The 17,717-nt window shown below is 37.7% G+C and carries 11 protein-coding genes and 1 rRNA gene; 8 read left to right on the top strand and 4 right to left on the bottom strand.

The genetic code is table 11. From position 1 onward, the window contains the following. Positions 1–13: 13 nt before the first annotated feature. Together FCS21_RS11890 and FCS21_RS11885 are read right to left on the bottom strand one after the other, a co-directional pair. Positions 14–409: a MerC domain-containing protein gene (locus FCS21_RS11890; protein ID WP_138623668.1), complete on the bottom strand. Its 396-nt coding sequence runs from the start codon at positions 407–409 to the stop codon at positions 14–16. A gap of 153 nt (positions 410–562) precedes the next feature. Then, positions 563–1,465 carry a TIGR03899 family protein gene (locus FCS21_RS11885; protein ID WP_138623666.1) on the bottom strand — a complete coding sequence of 301 codons (903 nt, stop codon included), beginning with the start codon at positions 1,463–1,465 and terminating at the stop codon, positions 563–565. A 320-nt stretch (positions 1,466–1,785) separates the two neighbouring features. Between FCS21_RS11885 and FCS21_RS11880 the strand changes: the two genes are divergently transcribed. The 7 genes from FCS21_RS11880 (at position 1,786) to fadA (ending at position 14,291) form a co-directional block, all read left to right on the top strand. Then, positions 1,786–4,008 carry a bifunctional diguanylate cyclase/phosphodiesterase gene (locus FCS21_RS11880; protein WP_138623664.1) on the top strand — a complete coding sequence of 741 codons (2,223 nt, stop codon included), beginning with the start codon at positions 1,786–1,788 and terminating at the stop codon, positions 4,006–4,008. A 263-nt stretch (positions 4,009–4,271) separates the two neighbouring features. Then, the gene (locus FCS21_RS11875; RefSeq protein ID WP_138623662.1) at positions 4,272–6,440 is read left to right on the top strand and encodes a TonB-dependent receptor family protein; all 2,169 of its coding nucleotides are present in this window, start codon (positions 4,272–4,274) and stop codon (positions 6,438–6,440) included. A gap of 380 nt (positions 6,441–6,820) precedes the next feature. After that, a complete protein-coding gene (locus tag FCS21_RS11870) occupies positions 6,821–8,134 on the top strand; it encodes an ATP-binding protein (RefSeq protein ID WP_138623660.1) in 1,314 nt (437 codons plus the stop codon). After that, positions 8,131–8,778, top strand: coding sequence for a response regulator transcription factor (locus FCS21_RS11865; protein WP_138623658.1), 648 nt, complete (start codon positions 8,131–8,133; stop codon positions 8,776–8,778). The genes FCS21_RS11870 and FCS21_RS11865 overlap by 4 nt, the downstream gene beginning before the upstream one ends. Positions 8,779–9,466: 688 nt before the next feature. Next, positions 9,467–10,246 carry a reverse transcriptase domain-containing protein gene (locus FCS21_RS11855; RefSeq protein WP_138623655.1) on the top strand — a complete coding sequence of 260 codons (780 nt, stop codon included), beginning with the start codon at positions 9,467–9,469 and terminating at the stop codon, positions 10,244–10,246. 698 nt (positions 10,247–10,944) lie between these two features. After that, positions 10,945–13,116 (top strand): fatty acid oxidation complex subunit alpha FadB, encoded by a 2,172-nt coding sequence (gene fadB, locus FCS21_RS11850; RefSeq protein WP_138623653.1) that lies wholly within the window; start codon positions 10,945–10,947, stop codon positions 13,114–13,116. Positions 13,117–13,130: 14 nt separating this feature from the next. After that, positions 13,131–14,291 carry an acetyl-CoA C-acyltransferase FadA gene (gene fadA / locus FCS21_RS11845; protein WP_138623651.1) on the top strand — a complete coding sequence of 387 codons (1,161 nt, stop codon included), beginning with the start codon at positions 13,131–13,133 and terminating at the stop codon, positions 14,289–14,291. A 77-nt stretch (positions 14,292–14,368) separates the two neighbouring features. On the opposite strand, the gene FCS21_RS11840 is transcribed toward fadA, so the two are convergent. Next, on the bottom strand, positions 14,369–15,292 hold the full coding sequence (locus FCS21_RS11840; RefSeq protein WP_138623649.1) for a manganese-dependent inorganic pyrophosphatase: 924 nt from the start codon (positions 15,290–15,292) through the stop codon (positions 14,369–14,371). Positions 15,293–15,505: 213 nt separating this feature from the next. On the opposite strand from FCS21_RS11840, the gene dusA reads away from it, so the two are divergent. Beyond that, on the top strand, positions 15,506–16,471 hold the full coding sequence (dusA, locus tag FCS21_RS11835; protein ID WP_138623647.1) for a tRNA dihydrouridine(20/20a) synthase DusA: 966 nt from the start codon (positions 15,506–15,508) through the stop codon (positions 16,469–16,471). 1,013 nt (positions 16,472–17,484) lie between these two features. Here dusA and rrf read toward each other — a convergent pair. Continuing rightward, positions 17,485–17,599, bottom strand: a 5S ribosomal RNA gene (rrf, locus tag FCS21_RS11830). Positions 17,600–17,717: the final 118 nt, after the last annotated feature.

Genomic DNA, 17,717 nt, shown 5'->3' with positions numbered 1-17,717 from the left:
TAACGAATACTCATTACGACACTTCGGCTTCGCTAGTGCAAATATCATCATCACATTGCTTACAGCTATTACACAGTTTGATGTTAATAAAGTGAGCTGAGATAATTAAACTCGCACCGCTGATAATAAAATACATCTCTAATTCTGGTGAAAAATCATGCTTTATCCAGTATAAAGTAACACCTAAATACAGTAAATAAAAAGGGTAAAGACGTTTATGATAACGCTTAAAACCTGAGAATAAAGCAATAGTCCCCAAAGCTGCTGTCATTAACAGAAAAACATGTTCCCATGCGTGGTCTGCTAAGAAACTTAACCCCAATAATGGCAGCATAGGTAATAATATAGGTAATAATATGCAATGTAATGCGCATAAAGAAGTTGCTGTGATACCTATTCTATCTAACATGATAATTCCGCGGTGTAGGGTTTTAGCTGATTAACTGTGTTTAATGATCTAGTTAATTGTGTAAGTGAGCTATTAGTTCTGAAGTGAGATAATATCACAATTGATATAGTATAACATTAATAAATTACCGTCAGCATCTAAATATTAATAAAATTAGTCGCCGTCAATAACAAAGTAATAAGCTAACTTCTCTTTTAAATATGCAAAAAACTCTTCGTTATTTTTATCGCTGATCAAATGAGCAAGCTCTGCGCCTAACGGAGTAAACTTATAAAACTGCAAACATACGTTTCGTTTTTTAGCGGTTAATTTCAGTGGTAAGCCATTAAAGGTAAAGTGAATATTTTCACCTTTGCTCAGTAAACTAGACTCACTTTCTTGCAGGTAAATAAGATGGTTTTCAGCTAACGCAAGTACGTCTGTATAATTCAAACCAAATTGACTTAAATTACAATATTGCTGCCTTTGCTTAGAGAAAAAGTTAAACAGTCCTGGTTGTTGATAAACGCCACTAATAAGTCTGATCCCTTTTTTATTTGGCTCCTTAATAGCTAGCGAGCAGGCTTTAGCTAATAATTTTGCATCATAAATGCTCATGTCTCGAAAAACTTGTAACGCCTTAAATGAAAAAGAGCCAGGTTTAGTTAATTCACCCGCTAATATTTTTGCCCACAAGTCTTGCATAGTCGGGTTACTCACTTCTTCAGATAAAGTAATATAGCGACTTAACCAGTCATGATCGGTTCTTTGTCCAAGGTCAAAATTGCCACAATACCCTAAGGTTTTTTGCATAATATTTTCAATGTTTTGCTGTTTACGTAACTGACTTAACCTAGCTCGCTTTGCCGTACGGTCTTCAATCAGCAGTTGTTGCTCTTCCGGTAATAATGCACCATCGATAGCAAACCTTTTAGCAAGCTTAAAAAAATAGGGAGATACGCCTGTCTCGGCTGAGTTTTGATGAGTAGTTTCATTACTCTTCACTATGACAGTAGCATCACTTTCTTTGGGGACACTCTGTGCAATAACTTCAATTTCTGACGTTTCTTTGCTCACCGTACTTACTCCTTTTCAATCCCTTTAATAGGATAGATACTGCCACTTAAGACTAGTGTTTAAAACTATAGCTAACGCTTTACTATACGATAGTTCAATACTCACTACTCTCAACAGTACATGGATTATTAATATTTAGTATAACTCAGTTCAATAAAACGAATGAAATATGACTAAACAAGCTTTTATTATCTAGTGCAATAGTGTAAAAAAGTAGTACTGGGTTATAGTTATTTTTTGTAAAAAAAATTTCAATGTTAACTACGCCTATTTACAGTAAATATTTATTTATAATAAATACGCTTAGTTAAGAGGACAATATGCAAGTATCAGAAAATTCACACGATGATTTTTTATTTATCGATGATAGTGATGAAGATGAGATTATACCCCTTAGTAGTAATGATACCTGGCAAGTGCTCATTGTTGATGATGATCCAGAAATCCATTCTGTTACTCAATTAGCTTTATCAGATCTTGTTGTATTAGGCCGCCGACTTGAATATCTACACGCTTATTCGGGTAAAGACGCATGCCAATTAATTGAAGCTAATCCTGATATTGTACTGGTACTACTTGATGTCGTGATGGAGACTGATGATGCTGGGTTACACGTAATAAAGCATGTTAGAGATACATTAGGTCGAAAAGATATACGTATTGTGCTGCGCACAGGTCAGCCTGGTTATGCCCCCGAAGAAAGTGTTATCAAAGAATACGATATCAATGACTATAAAACCAAAACAGAACTCACTCGACGTAAGTTAGTTACCACTGTGTTTGCCGCCATTCGTTCTTTTCAACAAATAGCTACGGTAAACAATAACCGTATAGGTCTTGAAAAAATAGTCTCTGGCGCAACCGAGCTATCATCTAAACTCTCACTATTGAGCTATAGTGAGAGTGTTCTTTCGCAACTAAAAATACTGATAAGTGATGATATTTCAGCCGTTTTTTGTGCAAGAGGACAAGGTATTATTAACAATGCTGATGATTTAAGCTTTTATGTATTAGCGCAAGTTGGTTATGAAGATAACTTAATCAATCAAAAAGTTGATGCACTACATGATGACCAAGCCAGTAAACAAGTAAAAGGATGCTTTTTGCAGCAAGAGCATACTTACCTTAATGGTAGCCTTAATCTTTATGTTGCTAAGGGTGATTATCGCGCAGTAATTCATGTAAAGCTTGTCAATCCGTTAACTGACATACAAACCCAATTATTAGATGTATTTTTAACCGGTGTTGCCGTGGGTTATGAAAATGTTCATCTATTTCAAAAGCTCACCAATGCTGCTTATAAGGATTCACTAACCGGCTTACCTAATCGGCTTGAATTTGTACACTTACTTGACCATTTTGCTCAGAGCGATTGCAACAATACAGTCGCGGCTCTAATTGATATCAACCATTTCAGTGATATTAATGATGCCTTAGGACAAGATATAGGTAATAAACTGCTAACCGCGGTAGGCAATCGAATGCAAAGTATGGACTGGGATTGCCAGTTTGCTCGCGTAGGTGCCGATGTTTTTGGCATTATTGGCTCGACCGACCATTTAACTCCCGATAGTTTAATTGCCCTATTCCATCAGCCTTTTACTGCTGGGGAGCAGCACTTGCCAATTAATGCATGTTTTGGCTTATGTACTAAAGAACATGCAAAAGGCAGCGGTGTACAAGTATTAAACCAAATCAACATTGCGCTTAATATCGCCAAAAAAAATCGTTTAGAACATTTTGCTTACTATCATTCTGATATAGAAGATCAAATGCAGTGGCGTTTAAATATGATCCGTCAACTACGTCATGATTTCGCCAATAACTGCCTAGAATTGTGGTATCAACCACAACTTTCACTAAAAACAGGGCAAGTGATTGGTGCAGAGGCTTTACTGCGATGGCGTACTGTCGATGGTAAGTTTATCTCACCAGCAGTATTTATTCCTTTAGCTGAATATTCAGGTTTAATTATTGAAATAGGTGATTTTGTTATTGATCAGGCATGTAAACAATTAAAAGCGCTTGAAGGAAAATTTTCTGACTTAAGTATTTCTGTTAACGTCTCTATTCCGCAGTTTAGGCAAGCAAACTTTGTAAACAATATAATTAACACGATTACTGAATATAATATTCAGCCAAGTAAACTTGAACTAGAAATAACTGAAAGTATTTTAATGGATGAGCCACAAATTATTATTGATGCGCTAGCTAAGTTAAAAGCACAGGGGATAAGTATAGCGTTAGATGATTTTGGTACAGGATTTTCCTCATTAAGTTACTTACAAAAACTACCACTTAATAGGCTAAAAGTTGATCGTGCTTTTATTACTGATATTAATGAAAAAGGTCAGTCTGTTATCGCTGAAACTATTATTAATTTAGGTAAAAAGATGAACCTTAAAGTTATTGCTGAAGGGGTTGAAAATATAGCTCAACAGGAGCGCTTAATTGAATTGGGCTGTAATGAAGTTCAAGGTTTTTATTATGCTAAGCCGATGCCTAAAAGTCAATTTTTACACTTTTTGAAAAGCCACAACTAACAGGGTATAAAGGCAATAAAACACGTTAATTATTCATTGGTTAGCCTCCTATAAAATCGATTTTTAATCACTAACCTCACAATACTGCTATTTTTGACAATTTTATTAAACACCTAGTAGCGGATTATAAATCAACTATACCTCCAACACGCTCAAAAAAATAATCCAACCAGGTCAAGTAATAATAAGGAATTTTTCCTATATAAATTTTGACCTGCGATAGATAACATTCTTTTATTCATACTAATAAAAGAGAAATCAAAATGACTCTGAAACCAACGTTACTCAGTACAGCCATATTGTCATCATTATTACTTATTCCGGGCGCAAGCTACGCCGAAGATAAAATACCTACCAAAATAGATAAGCTAACTATAACGGGTATTTTGCCTGAAAAGCTTGAATCTGTTGCTGGCTCATTTGATATTATTGATGAAAAATATCTCAAGTCACGCCGGCCATTATCAATAAATGAGCAACTAAGAACCCTACCGGGTGTTATGGTTGTACCTGATGGTAGTATGAGCTTTGACTTAAACATTGGTATTCGTGGTCAAAATCCACGCCGAAGTGCTAAAACCATGGTGATGGAAGATGGTATGCCATTACAATTAGCTCCTTATACAGATCCCGTTAATCATTATGCCCCTCCCTCAACATCTGTCAGTCGTGTAGAACTCATTAAGGGTGCAGGACAAATCTTATATGGTCCACAAACATTAGGCGGAGCCGTAAATTTTGTCACTAAAGCGGTACCACGTAATGGTGAAGTTGAAGGTAGTATAACGTCATTATTTGGTAATCAGGATTTGCGTGGGTTGCAAGGTAATGTTGGCTTTGGTAATGAAACAGGCGGGTTTATGTTTGATTTCTCACAAAGTAAAGGGGATGGTATTTTTAACGACAGTGAATATGATGTTAAGGACTATCGCTTTAAGGGTGAATTAAGTCTTACTGATAAACAAACATTAGGTCTAAAATTAGTTCATACACGCGATCGTCGTAATCAAACTGAAAACTACTTAACGAGAGATGAATATGCACGTGATCCTTATTCTCACCCAACAGTAGCACTAGATCAATGGGAACAAGATCGTGATATTGTTCAGCTAACCCATAAAGTAGAAGTCAATAATAACTTCTCTGTGCAATCACAAGCATATTACACAGATACTTTCCGTAACGGTTTACGTGGCAGTAATAGTGGTAGAGAGGTCAATGGCGTATGGGAATCACGCTTACGCAATTGTGATGCTGTTGGTGATGTAAACAACGATGGTAACGTAACAACATCCGATATTGGTAATACTGATATTAATGTGTGTGGTGGCCGTCACGCCCCTCGTCAGTATTACACCTGGGGAGTAGAAAGCCGTGCAGACTTCAACTATCGTTTATTTGATCTGCAGAATGATGCCATCTTTGGTCTTCGTTATCATCAAGAAACAGCACACCGTGAACAGGTTTATGCGACTAATACAGCAGAGCGTCTGGATTACCAGTTGGCATTACTTGAAGGTGAAGATCGTGAAGGAACAAGTCTTAATGCCTATGCCTTGTCTTACTATGCACAAAATACTACTTATATTGATAACTGGTCAGTAACAGCAGGTTTTCGCGTTGAGGATGTCCGCACAAGTGACAGCGACGACTTTTCGTCTAATCGTGTTACCGATAATTACACAGAGTTTTTACCAAGCCTCGGTGTTGCTTGGAATGGCATAGCCAATACAACTATTTTTGCTGGCGTTCACAAAGGTATATCCCCTTCACGAGCTGATCGTGAACTTGATGCATCTGGTGCGCGCGCTGTTCCAGAAGAAAGTACTTTATTCGAATTGGGTATGAGAAGTAATCACTTCAGAGGGGTTACTATGTCAGCCGCTTTATTTCATAACGACATCGAAAATACTATTGTAGATAATGGCGCAACTTTTGATAATAGTGGCGAAAGTGAGCAACAGGGTATTGAGTTAGCTGGTCGAATTAACTTTGGTGAGATTTATAGCTGGAACAATAATATTTATTTATCTGGTGCATACACCAATCTATGGACTGCTGAGTATATAAAAGCATCGGACCCAGCTAATGATGGTAACCGTATGCAATATGCACCAAAAGACTTACTCAATATTGACTTAGGCTATGAACATGTTAGTGGTATCGATGCTCGTATTGGTCTACAGCATGTCAGTAAGCAATTTGTTGATGACGAAAATACCCGCATCGAGACAGGCAACGGTATTGAGGGCATAATTCCTAGTTACACAATTTGGAATGCAACCGTTAACTATTATATTCCAAACACCAGCGTGACCTTGTTTGCTAGCGTAGAGAATTTATTCGATAAAGAATATTTAGTCAGCCGTAATGAAGGGAAATTAGCCGGCCGTGAACGACTATTCTTTGGCGGGATAACCTTTGAGTTCTAAGATTTAATATTTTAGTGATTAAGTACGCTTAAATACGGCAAATATTGTCGTATTTAAGCGTACTTAACTTTATCTCGCTTCACTTTAGAATATCAAAAGAATGCTTACCTTCCTCCACTCTATAGGCACTAGGCGTGTCTCAACCTTATGACTGCTTTCATCACAAAGCATGCCTAGGAAATTTTACAAAATACAGCAGCGATATACCCAATAAAACCATCCCAAAGTCATACTAAAACACTTCTATAATCTTTCTTTTCAATATGTACTCATCTAGTGCAAAAGTATGATGAATTTGATTCAAAGGTACAGTGCCTATATCAAGTATGATGCGTATGATGAAATGACTACGATTGAGTCTTTGACGAAAAACCCCACAAATGAGTATACATGCCCTTATTAATATTAGAATTTTTACATCTGTTATATTAATTCTCCTATTCAGTGCAATTATTGCAATTTGGCAGGCAAGAAACTCTGTAGAAAGGGAAGTGAACTCTTCAATTAATTTGGCAGTACAAATGATTGAATTTAGTATTAATCAAGTTCCTTATAAAAGTAAAGCAATGGATGTCTGGTTAGAAAAAATTGACAGCATGCAGCCAGTAAGGCACTTGAAAATATCAATTAAAGACAATAAAAACAATACCATAAAAAATTCCTCTGGTATTTTAAATAATGAACAAAGCTCAACACCTCATTGGTTTATTAAATCTGTTATGGTTGATCTTGTCACTCATAATCATGATATTAAAATCGCAAATGGCACCGTAAAAACGATCTTTATTACTGCAAACCCTATGGATGAAATAAACGAAGCATGGGGCGAAACAAAGGCTTTTTTTTGGTCTATTGTACTCATGCTTTCTATTATGTTTTTGACTGTTAACCTGGTATTTAAGACCATGTTGAAGACAGTTAACACTATTTTGTCTGGGTTACGCCAAATTGAAACAGGTCATTTTGATCATGTATTACCGCATTTCAACATTAGTGAATTTGACGCAATAGCAATAGAAATTAATAGTATGTCAAAAGCCCTAAAAACAGCACAAAAAAATAACCAAGCACTGGCTCGACATACCATGAAAATTCAGGAAACAGAGCGACAAAATATGTCTCGTGAATTACATGATGAAATGGGGCAATCATTAACAGCTATTAAAGCGATGGCGGTCACTTGTCAACAGGCTAATACTGATGTTAACGCTGTAACAAGCTCTATTATTGATATTTGTAACCATTTATCGGTAGTTGTTCGCTCAATGATGAAAACATTACATCCGCTTAGCCTAACGGATCTTGGTTTAGGTGCAACCTTATCTGAATTAATTAACGAGTGGCAACGACGTAGTGGTAATTTACAGTTAGATTTAGATTATGACGCTTCCTTAGAGAATTTAAGTCAAGATATTACTATTCATGTATATCGAATTGTTCAAGAGTGTTTAACCAACGTTGTTCGACATGCCAAGGCATCCAAGGTGGTTATTCGGGTCATCAAGAAAAATAGTAAAGTACTCATTACCGTCTCGGATAACGGTCAAGCAAAGTACTTAAATTCCCCAGGTTTTGGGTTATTAGGGATGCGTGAAAGAGCAGAAAGTTTAGGAGGAACATTTAAACTACAAGCTGCAAAAAATAGCGGTGTTACCGTCAATGTAGAATTACCTTACAGAGAAGATAAGTCATGAAAACAAAAAAAATAAAAGTCTTACTGGTTGATGATCATGCTGTCGTTAGAGCTGGATTTAAAATGCTACTCGCTTCTCAGTGCTATATTGGCACTATTGTTGATATTGACCGCGGTGAACTTGCCGTTAAAGAATATAATAGTTTTCAGCCTGACGTGGTGGTAATGGATTTATCAATGCCTGGGATTGGTGGCTTAGAAACAATTCGCCGCCTCTGTAAACATTACCCTGGGGTACTGATTTTAGTTTATAGCATTCATGATGAAAAAATTTATATTGAACGATCGTTAGAAGCTGGTGCAAGGGGTTATGTTAGTAAAAATAGTGCCGCTGAAGTTTTAGCGAAGGCTGTTGCTGTTATCGCTAGTGGTAAACGCTATATTGAGGAAGGTTTATTACCAGAAGTAAATGATATTTGCTTAACCGAAAATGAAAAAGTAAAACATAAACTTAAAGTTTTATCGCCACGTGAATTTGATGTTTTTCGTCTGCTCTCAAAGGGACTAAACGCGCATAATGTCGCTAATGAACTCTGTTTGAGCTATAAAACAATTTGTAATTATAATACTCAAATTAAAAATAAACTTAATGCAAATACATCAGCAGATCTTGCTAATATCGCTATGGTTAATAACATCATTTAATTATTTTTTATCCAAAATACTCATTAACTATCATCATATCAATATATTAATTTTTTCAATCTATTGTAAGTGGCCAAATTAACTATGCCACTACAACATGATTGGCAGCTATACCGCTCATTGCTGTAGTTGGGACTCTAACCTGAAAAGACTTCCTAACTGCAAAAATAAAACTCAAACGCCTATTTCAAACGCTCTGACCACATTAATTATTCTTCAACATGATCACTCTAGGTATTTAGGTCGGTAGAATTGGGAATTAACGGGCCTGTTCTGCTCTCTGTATTTGAATTTTATAAGTGTTTACCTCCTGAATTACATTGACAGCAAGCCTACTCCAAAATATGATTGCTTTTCCTGATGTTAGGCACTTGTTGCCCCCTCTGTAGCTGTCACATTGTGATTCTTATGGATGCTATGTTGTTGCTTTCAATGTTTATTGATTTCAATTTTATAATGGTTGTCCTGAAAAGTTAGTTTTAGTCATGCGCTTGCGCTAGGCACGTCAGGATTATACGGAGGGCGTGATTATGAATAATAATTCAAATCATAGCCTCGTTAAAGAGCGTTTAGTGGTTGCTATCTTGATAGTTAAACTACTAAAAGTTACAGGTGAATTTTTACCTGTAGCTATTGAACTCATTAACATGGCTATTTACTACTCATCTAAACAGGTACGTTGGCTGATATGTCCTTTGCCCCCCCTTGGATTCATAAATTTGAAGTTAAGCCAGGGTCGTGGGTGTATATTCCATCAACAGCAACTAGAGTCCTTGGAGAGCGAATAACCAAGCAAGTTAAAAGTGTTTGGCATGCTCCTAATTATTTTTATCACCTAAATCAAGGTGGTCACGTTAAAGCCTTGCATTCACATTTAAATGACAATTATTTTGCGAGCATTGATATTAGTGATTTCTTTGGTTCCATTAGCCGAAGTCGGATTACAAGATCTCTTAAAAGAAACTTTGGATATGAACAAGCTAGAGAAATAGCAATGGCCTCTACAGTTAAACACTATAAACTAGAGAAACATTCGCATTCTCTACCGTTTGGCTTTGTGCAGTCCCCTATTTTAGCCTCAGTATGCCTCGATGACAGTACATTAGGTGAATGTATTAAAGCATGTTCAAACAATTCAACTTTAAACATTAGTGTATATATGGATGATATTGTTATATCAAGCGACTCTATACAAGAGTTAACAAAGCAAATGGAATTATTAAAAGATGCAGCGAAGCGTTCACATTTTTCATTAAATGCAGAAAAAGAATCTCCGCCATCTGATTCAGTAGTTGCATTTAACATCGAACTTTCTCATTCCTCGATGAAGATCACTGATAGTCGCTATATTAAATTTGTTCAAGCGTACTTAACAGCAAAGTCTGAACCTGAAAGAGAAGGTATCGTTGGTTACGTAGGTACTGTTAATTTTAAACAGGCTAAGTCACTAGAAATGCTTCAAATATAAATATATCAGACCATAGGAACTATTTGGGATTGGAAGTTATTACTCATACTTAAGCTCCCCAAAAAGTCCTATCATCAGATCATCTTCTAATACCTCGTACCACCTCTCAAACAGCCAATATTACTTGACCACTTCAACATGCTTTAGAAATCCCCTATAAAGAGCCGAGTGTAGCTAAAATAAATATAAGCATCACTATAAGAAATAATTAACATATTCGAGGTAATAATCACTGCTCTCGTTGTCATATTGCTTCTACTCTCTAAGAGTAAATACTAAAAAAATCACCTCCATCACAAAAAGATATCAACTAACTTATCCATATATTGTCCTTTACCACTTCATCTTCTCTTATTTTTAGTTTAACAAGTTAACTCTCCGACTAGTTAGCTATTATTTATAAATGCTTAAACGGAGCTTAATATCTTTTATTCGTGATTAAATAAATACTCCTATCTTTTATTACTCTGCTCATAAAATATGAACGTAAGTCATTCAACCGCTATTTTCAGCGAGACTGCTCAAATAAAAACAAGTGATTAAAACACCCGTTTAAATCTATTGCTTTTAATTTTCTTTCAAGGCACACTCAGTCAGCTATTATTAGTTATTCAGGTTTTTTTACGTAAAAATTACACTAAAAAGCCTCAATTAATCATCAAAACATCAACACCGCTTTCAGGTGAAGGAGATAAAGCATGATATATCAAGGCAACAGCCTTTCAGCCCAGTTACTAGAAGACGGCATTGTCGAACTTAAGTTCGATGCTCAAGGATCAGTAAACAAGTTTGATCAAGCAACGTTTGAAGAATATAGAGCTGTCGTTACAGCCATTAATAACTGTAGTGATGCCAAAGGAGTTATGGTTACCTCGGGTAAATCAACATTTATTGTTGGCGCGGATATCACAGAATTTCTAACGTCATTTAGTCAGCCAGAAGACACTTTAGCTGCTTGGGCAAAAACTGCCTCTGATGTTTTCGACTCATTTGAAGATATTCAATTACCTACTATAGCCGCTATTAATGGCATCGCTTTAGGTGGTGGCTGTGAAATGACCTTAGCATGTGATTATCGTGTTGCTGATACTAATGCCAGTATAGGCCTTCCAGAAGTGAAACTAGGGTTAATGCCTGGTTTTGGTGGTACGGTAAGACTGCCACGTATAATAGGCTTTGACAATGCCGCTACTTGGATGTCTACAGGTAAAGCATTTAAACCAGCTGCAGCGCTAGCACAGGGTGCTATTGATGCCGTTGTAGAACCTGAAAACCTACGTACTGCTGCTATTAATATGCTTAAATTGGCCATTAATGGCAAGCTAGATTGGCGTGCTAAGCGTCAAGCTAAACTAGAGCCGTTAACGTTATCTCAAACTGAAATGATCATGTCTTCGACAACCTGTAAAGGTATGATTGCTGCCCAAGCAGGTAAGCATTACCCAGCACCAATGGTCATGATAAATACTTTAATTGCTGCTGCGGGCTTAGATCGCAGTGGTGCAATGCTTGCAGAAAATGCTGGCTTTGCCAAATTAGCCAAAACTGATGCCGCAACAGCGCAAATTGGCTTATTTATGGCTGACCAAGTTATTAAAAGTAAAGCCAAAAAAGCCAGTAAACTTGCAACAAAAACGGTGAATAAAGCCGCAGTATTAGGTGCTGGTATTATGGGGGGGGGTATTGCTTACCAATCCGCTTATAAAGGCACGCCGATCATTATGAAAGATATTAATGATCAAGCACTTGATTTAGGTTTATCGACAGCAACAAGCATATTAACCAAACAAGTTGAACGTGGCCGTATGAATGTTAAAGCCATGGCCGGTGTATTGAATAATATTACGCCAAGCTTAAGCTATGACAGCGTTAAAGATGTCGACATTGTTGTTGAAGCTGTCGTTGAAAACCCTAAAGTTAAAGGTATGGTGTTAGCTGAAGTAGAAAGTGTTATTAGTGAAGATGCTATCCTTACTTCAAACACCTCAACTATTTCCATTGATTTATTAGCCAAAAGCGTGAAACGTCCACAAAACTTCTGTGGTATGCACTTTTTTAATCCCGTTAATAAAATGCCATTAGTGGAAGTTATTCGTGGTAAAGATACTTCTAATGAAACAGTTGCCGCCGTCGTTGCTTACGCCGCTAAAATGGGTAAATCACCGATTGTTGTTAACGATTGCCCTGGTTTTTACGTGAACCGTGTTTTGTTTCCTTACTTTGCCGGCTTTAGTCAATTAGTACTTGAAGGTGCTGACTTTACTGCTATTGATAAAGTCATGGAAAAACAATTTGGCTGGCCAATGGGTCCTGCTTATCTACTTGATGTTGTAGGTGTCGATACGGCTGATCATTGTACAGGTGTTATGTCATCTGGTTTCCCAACTCGTATGAAAAAAATAGCTAACGATCCAGTCAGTACTTTATATGCTAATGAACGTTTTGGTCAGAAAAATGGCAAAGGCTTCTATGACCATATGAAAGACAAGCGTGGTCGTCCAATGAAAGTAGCCGCTCCGGTTGCCTATGAATTATTAGGACAACATTGTGCTGACAAAAAAGACTTTAGCAGTGAAGAAATTATTGCCCGTATGATGATCCCTATGATTAATGAAGTGGTGCGCTGTTTAGAGGAAGGTGTTGTTGATACGGCAGCTGAAGCTGATATGGGCTTAATCTACGGTGTTGGTTTCCCACCTTTTAGAGGTGGTGCTATTCGTTACTTAGAAACACTCGGTTTAGATAACTTTATCGCAATGGCTGACAAATATGCGCATTTAGGTGAAATTTATCAAGTGACTGATGGCCTACGTGATATGGCTAAATCAGGTAAATCTTATTTTACTACAGACGTTAAAACTAACGCTTAACCCAGGAGAATAAAATGAACGAAGTTGTAATTGTAGACTGCATACGCACTCCAATGGGTCGCTCTAAGGCCGGCGTTTTTCGCAATGTACGTGCTGAAACATTGTCAGCGCACTTAATGAAACAAATATTAGTCCGTAACCCCGCATTAAATCCAGAAGACATTGAAGATGTTATTTGGGGTTGTGTTAAGCAAACTAAAGAGCAAGGTTTTAACATTGCACGTAATGCCTCATTACTTGCTGGTTTACCAAAATCTATTGGTGGCGTAACAGTTAACCGCTTATGTGGTTCTTCTATGGAAGCTCTACACCAAGCAAGCACTAGCATTATGTCTGGTCAAGGCGATGTATTTCTTATTGGCGGTGTTGAGCATATGGGTCACGTACCTATGATGTACGATGTTGACTTTGACCCTGCGCTAAACAAGCACATTGCTTTAGCGTCAGGTAATATGGGCTTAACTGCTGAACTACTAGGTAAGCAACACGGTATTACTCGTGAAATGCAAGATGCTTTTGGTGCGCGTTCGCATCAAAAAGCTTATGAAGCACAACTAGCGGGTCGTTGGGATAATGAAATTGTTGCAACACAAGGTCATGACGCTACTGGCGCATTGACCTTAGTTGAGCATGATGAAGTAGTTCGCCCTGAAACAACCGCTGAAAGCTTATCTACATTGCGTCCGGTATTTGACCCAGTCAATGGTACGGTAACTGCCGGTACTTCATCTGCACTATCAGATGGTGCTTCAGCAATGTTAGTGATGTCTGCTGACAAAGCAAAAAAACTCGGCTTAACACCACGCGTTAAAATACGTGGAATGGCTGTTGCCGGTTGTGATCCATCAACAATGGGCTTTGGTCCAGTTCCAGCAACTAACAAAGCCTTAAAGCGCGCTGGTTTATCTATTGCCGATATTGAATTATTTGAATTTAACGAAGCATTTGCTGCACAAGCATTATCTTGTGTTCGCGCATTAAAAGTAGAAGACAAGATGGATCAGATTAACTTAAATGGTGGCGCTATTGCACTAGGTCACCCGTTAGGTTGTTCAGGTTCACGTATTTCAGGTACCTTGATTAACTTAATGGAAGGTCAAGATGTCAATCTTGGTTTAGCCACTATGTGTATTGGGCTAGGCCAAGGTATAGCGACTGTATTTGAACGTGTTTAATAGTTAATTACAGACATAAAACACAGACACAAAAAACCCAGCTATTGGCTGGGTTTTTTATTTTTACCTATTAATAACTATTTAATGAAAATTTCTTGTAACGGCGGAACAACTTGCTTTTTACGACTTAACACACCTGCTAACCAAGCTTTGCCATCTTTTGGTACAACACCAAATGCTTGTTCTGCTAATGTATCACTATCACTTGCAATTAAAAGTTCTGAGCCTTCTTTCATGATATCAGTCAAAAGTAAGAAGACACTATGGCGATTACCTTCATCTTTTAATACTGCAATATCTGCATACAACGCTTCTTTAATTTCATCGAAAACAGATAAATCGATTACTTCAAGTTGACCAATACCAACCTTGTGACCATTCATATTAAAGTCTTTAAAGTCACGTTGAACTAGTTCTCTAATCGGTGTTCCGGCAACAGCAGACTTTACTCGAAACATCTCCATGCCAAGTTCTTTAAAATCTTCTATACCTGCAATTTCTGCCAATGCTTCCACACATTTAATATCAGCGGTTGTACACGTTGGCGATTTAAAAATAACGGTATCACTTAAAATGGCACATAACATTGCACCCGCAATATTTTTTGGGATCTCTACATTGTGAAAATCATACATCATCTTGATAATAGTATTTGTACAGCCGACTGGACGTACCCAAATTTCAAGTGGCGATGTGGTTGTTAAATCACCAAGTTTATGGTGATCAATAATGCCTAATATTGTAGCTTTATCGATATCATCAGGAGCAAGTTCAATATCACTGTGATCAACAATATATACACCTTCACCTGCGTAACTTGTTTTAAGCTCAGGTTGTTCAAAACCAAACTTGTCGAGAATAAACATAGTCTCAGGAGTTAACTCACCTAAACGTGCAGGAACAGTATCCTCACCCAAAGTAGTTTTTAAATATGATAAAGCGATCGCCGAACAGATAGAGTCTGAATCAGGTATCTTGTGACCTACAACGTAATTTGGCATAAATGTTCTCTCATTAAAATTTTCATATTCTATCAAAGTAAAGTTCAATTGTGTATATTGTTAAGTCATGCTTAACAATAATTTATTATCATTAATTTACGCGACTAGCAGTGCGTAATGACTTTGTTTACTTAGGTGAATTAAATTATAATTGCTACTAACGAGGTTTAACTCTCAACCTATTCGGTTTAATTCCCTAAAAGATATCCTATTATGATCTCACATAAGCTCTCTATTGCTCCAATGCTCGATTGGACTGACAAGCATTGTCGCTATTTTTACCGGTTAATGTCACAACATACCGTCTTGTATACTGAAATGGTCACTACCGGCGCTATTTTGCATGGTAAAGGTGATTATCTTTCTTATAACGATGCAGAGCATCCCTTAGTATTACAACTTGGCGGTAGTGATGTAAAGGCAATGACCGAATGTGCAAAAATGGCAGAGCAATACGGTTACGATGAAGTGAATATAAACGTCGGTTGCCCATCTGACAGAGTGCAAAATGGCCGGTTTGGCGCGTGTTTAATGGCTGAGCCAGCACTTGTTGCAGAGTGTGTGCATGAGATGCAAGCAGCGACAAATATTCCAGTTACCGTGAAATCACGCATTGGTATTGATGATCTCGACTCTTACGAGTTCTTGCATACCTTTATCGAGCAAGTCTCAGACGCTGGCTGTAAACACGTCATCATTCATGCGAGAAAAGCTTGGTTAACAGGGTTAAGTCCTAAACAGAATCGTGATGTTCCACCTTTAGACTATAACCGTGTTTACCAAATCAAGAAGGCTTTCCCTAAATTAGAAATATCTATTAATGGCGGAATTAAGTCATTCACTGAAGCAAATGAGCATCTACAACATATTGATGGGGTAATGATTGGTAGAGAGATATATAACAGCCCTTATATGCTAACTGATGCCGATACAGATATATACCGTACCAATACGACTAAACTAACTCGAACAGAAGTTATTGAGTTAATGGTACCTTACATCAATGCAACCATTAAAGACGGTGGTAGAGCTTGGCATGTCTTACGTCATATGTTGGGGCTTTGTAATGGCTTATCAGGCGCTAGAAAGTTCAGACAGCACTTAAGTGAATGTGCCGGTAAAGAAGGCGCCGATGGACAAGTCCTTATTGACGCCTTTAGTAAAGTGACATTGACATAGCAGCATTGATATAACCTCAATACCACTTTATCAATTAAGCCGCTGATTATTAAAAGCCAAAAAAGCAAAAGCCCGACTCTTTCGAATCGGGCTTTTCTAAATGGAAGTCTAGCAATATCCTATCTCACATGGGCATGTCTGGTATCAGTCATACTACCCTTGGCGCATGGGTTCAATCTACCTGTTTTTCAAATCGCAGGAAGCAAAAAACCCGTAGCGTTAACGACGGGTTTCTTTAGTGCTTTCGCACAAATGAGCCGTGGAGAATGTCCGGCTACGCTCTCACATGGGCATGTCTGGTATTAGTCACACTACCCTTGGCGCATGGGTTCAATCTACCTGTTTTTCAAATCCCAGGAAGCAAAAAACCCGTAGCGTTAACGACGGGGTTCTTTAGAGTTTTCGCACAAATGAGCCGTGGAGAATGTCCGGCTACGCTCTCACATGGGCATGTCTGGTATTATACCAATTCTATTAAATTTATTCACAACTCAGAGCTGTATTAGCGAGCTTAGAACAAGCAAAATTTGTTAACTATAGTTATTCTATATTTCATTAATTTTGTGCTGTTATCAGTTTGCTAATAAGCTCCCAAGGGCGAGTTTAAAAGGCTTACATGCGGCGTTATTGATTTTGACAAGGGAATAACCATTCTCTTCAATCAATGCCTTGCCTCTAAGCCTTTTAATTCTCGCTGAGTGGGAAATAACTTAATAGACTTGGTATTAGTCACACTACCCTTGGCGCATGGATTCAATCTACCTGTTTTTCAAATTTTTTCAAATGACAGAAAGCAAAAAACCCGTAGCGTTAACGACGGGTTTTTCTAGTGCTTTCGCACAAATGAGCCGTGGAGAATGTCCTACGCTCACATGGGCATGTCTGGTATTAGTCACACTACCCTTGGCGCATGGGTTCAATCTACCTGTTTTTCAAATTTTTTCAAATGACAGAAAGCAAAAAGCCCGACTCTTTCGAATCGGGCTTCTCTAGTGCTTTTGCACAAATTAGAAGTCTAGCAATGTCCTACTCTCACATGGGAACTCCCACACTACCATCGGCGCAACTGCGTTTCACTTCTGAGTTCGGAATGGGTTCAGGTGGGGCCACAGCGCTATTGTCGCTAAACAAAAAGGGGACAATCTTGGAAAGCTTTGCTCATTGAGCGATAAATATCGTTTGGTTTTCTTTAGTCAAGTAACACGCAGTACGTGATTTTACATTTTCATGTCTTTGTCAGTCTTCA

This window comes from Colwellia ponticola, from assembly GCF_005885605.1.
Lineage (GTDB): Bacteria > Pseudomonadota > Gammaproteobacteria > Enterobacterales > Alteromonadaceae > Colwellia > Colwellia ponticola.
Note: the sequence above shows the minus strand (reverse complement) of the source record. Positions and strands in the feature narration are given on the sequence as shown.

Coding starts and splice junctions, on each gene's coding strand:
- FCS21_RS11890 (WP_138623668.1), bottom strand. CDS start 409: ATGTTAGATAGAATAGGTATCACAGCAACTTCTTTATGCGCATTACAT.
- FCS21_RS11880 (WP_138623664.1), top strand. CDS start 1,786: ATGCAAGTATCAGAAAATTCACACGATGATTTTTTATTTATCGATGAT.
- FCS21_RS11875 (WP_138623662.1), top strand. CDS start 4,272: ATGACTCTGAAACCAACGTTACTCAGTACAGCCATATTGTCATCATTA.
- FCS21_RS11870 (WP_138623660.1), top strand. CDS start 6,821: ATGAGTATACATGCCCTTATTAATATTAGAATTTTTACATCTGTTATA.
- FCS21_RS11865 (WP_138623658.1), top strand. CDS start 8,131: ATGAAAACAAAAAAAATAAAAGTCTTACTGGTTGATGATCATGCTGTC.
- FCS21_RS11855 (WP_138623655.1), top strand. CDS start 9,467: ATGTCCTTTGCCCCCCCTTGGATTCATAAATTTGAAGTTAAGCCAGGG.
- fadB (WP_138623653.1), top strand. CDS start 10,945: ATGATATATCAAGGCAACAGCCTTTCAGCCCAGTTACTAGAAGACGGC.
- fadA (WP_138623651.1), top strand. CDS start 13,131: ATGAACGAAGTTGTAATTGTAGACTGCATACGCACTCCAATGGGTCGC.
- FCS21_RS11840 (WP_138623649.1), bottom strand. CDS start 15,292: ATGCCAAATTACGTTGTAGGTCACAAGATACCTGATTCAGACTCTATC.
- dusA (WP_138623647.1), top strand. CDS start 15,506: ATGATCTCACATAAGCTCTCTATTGCTCCAATGCTCGATTGGACTGAC.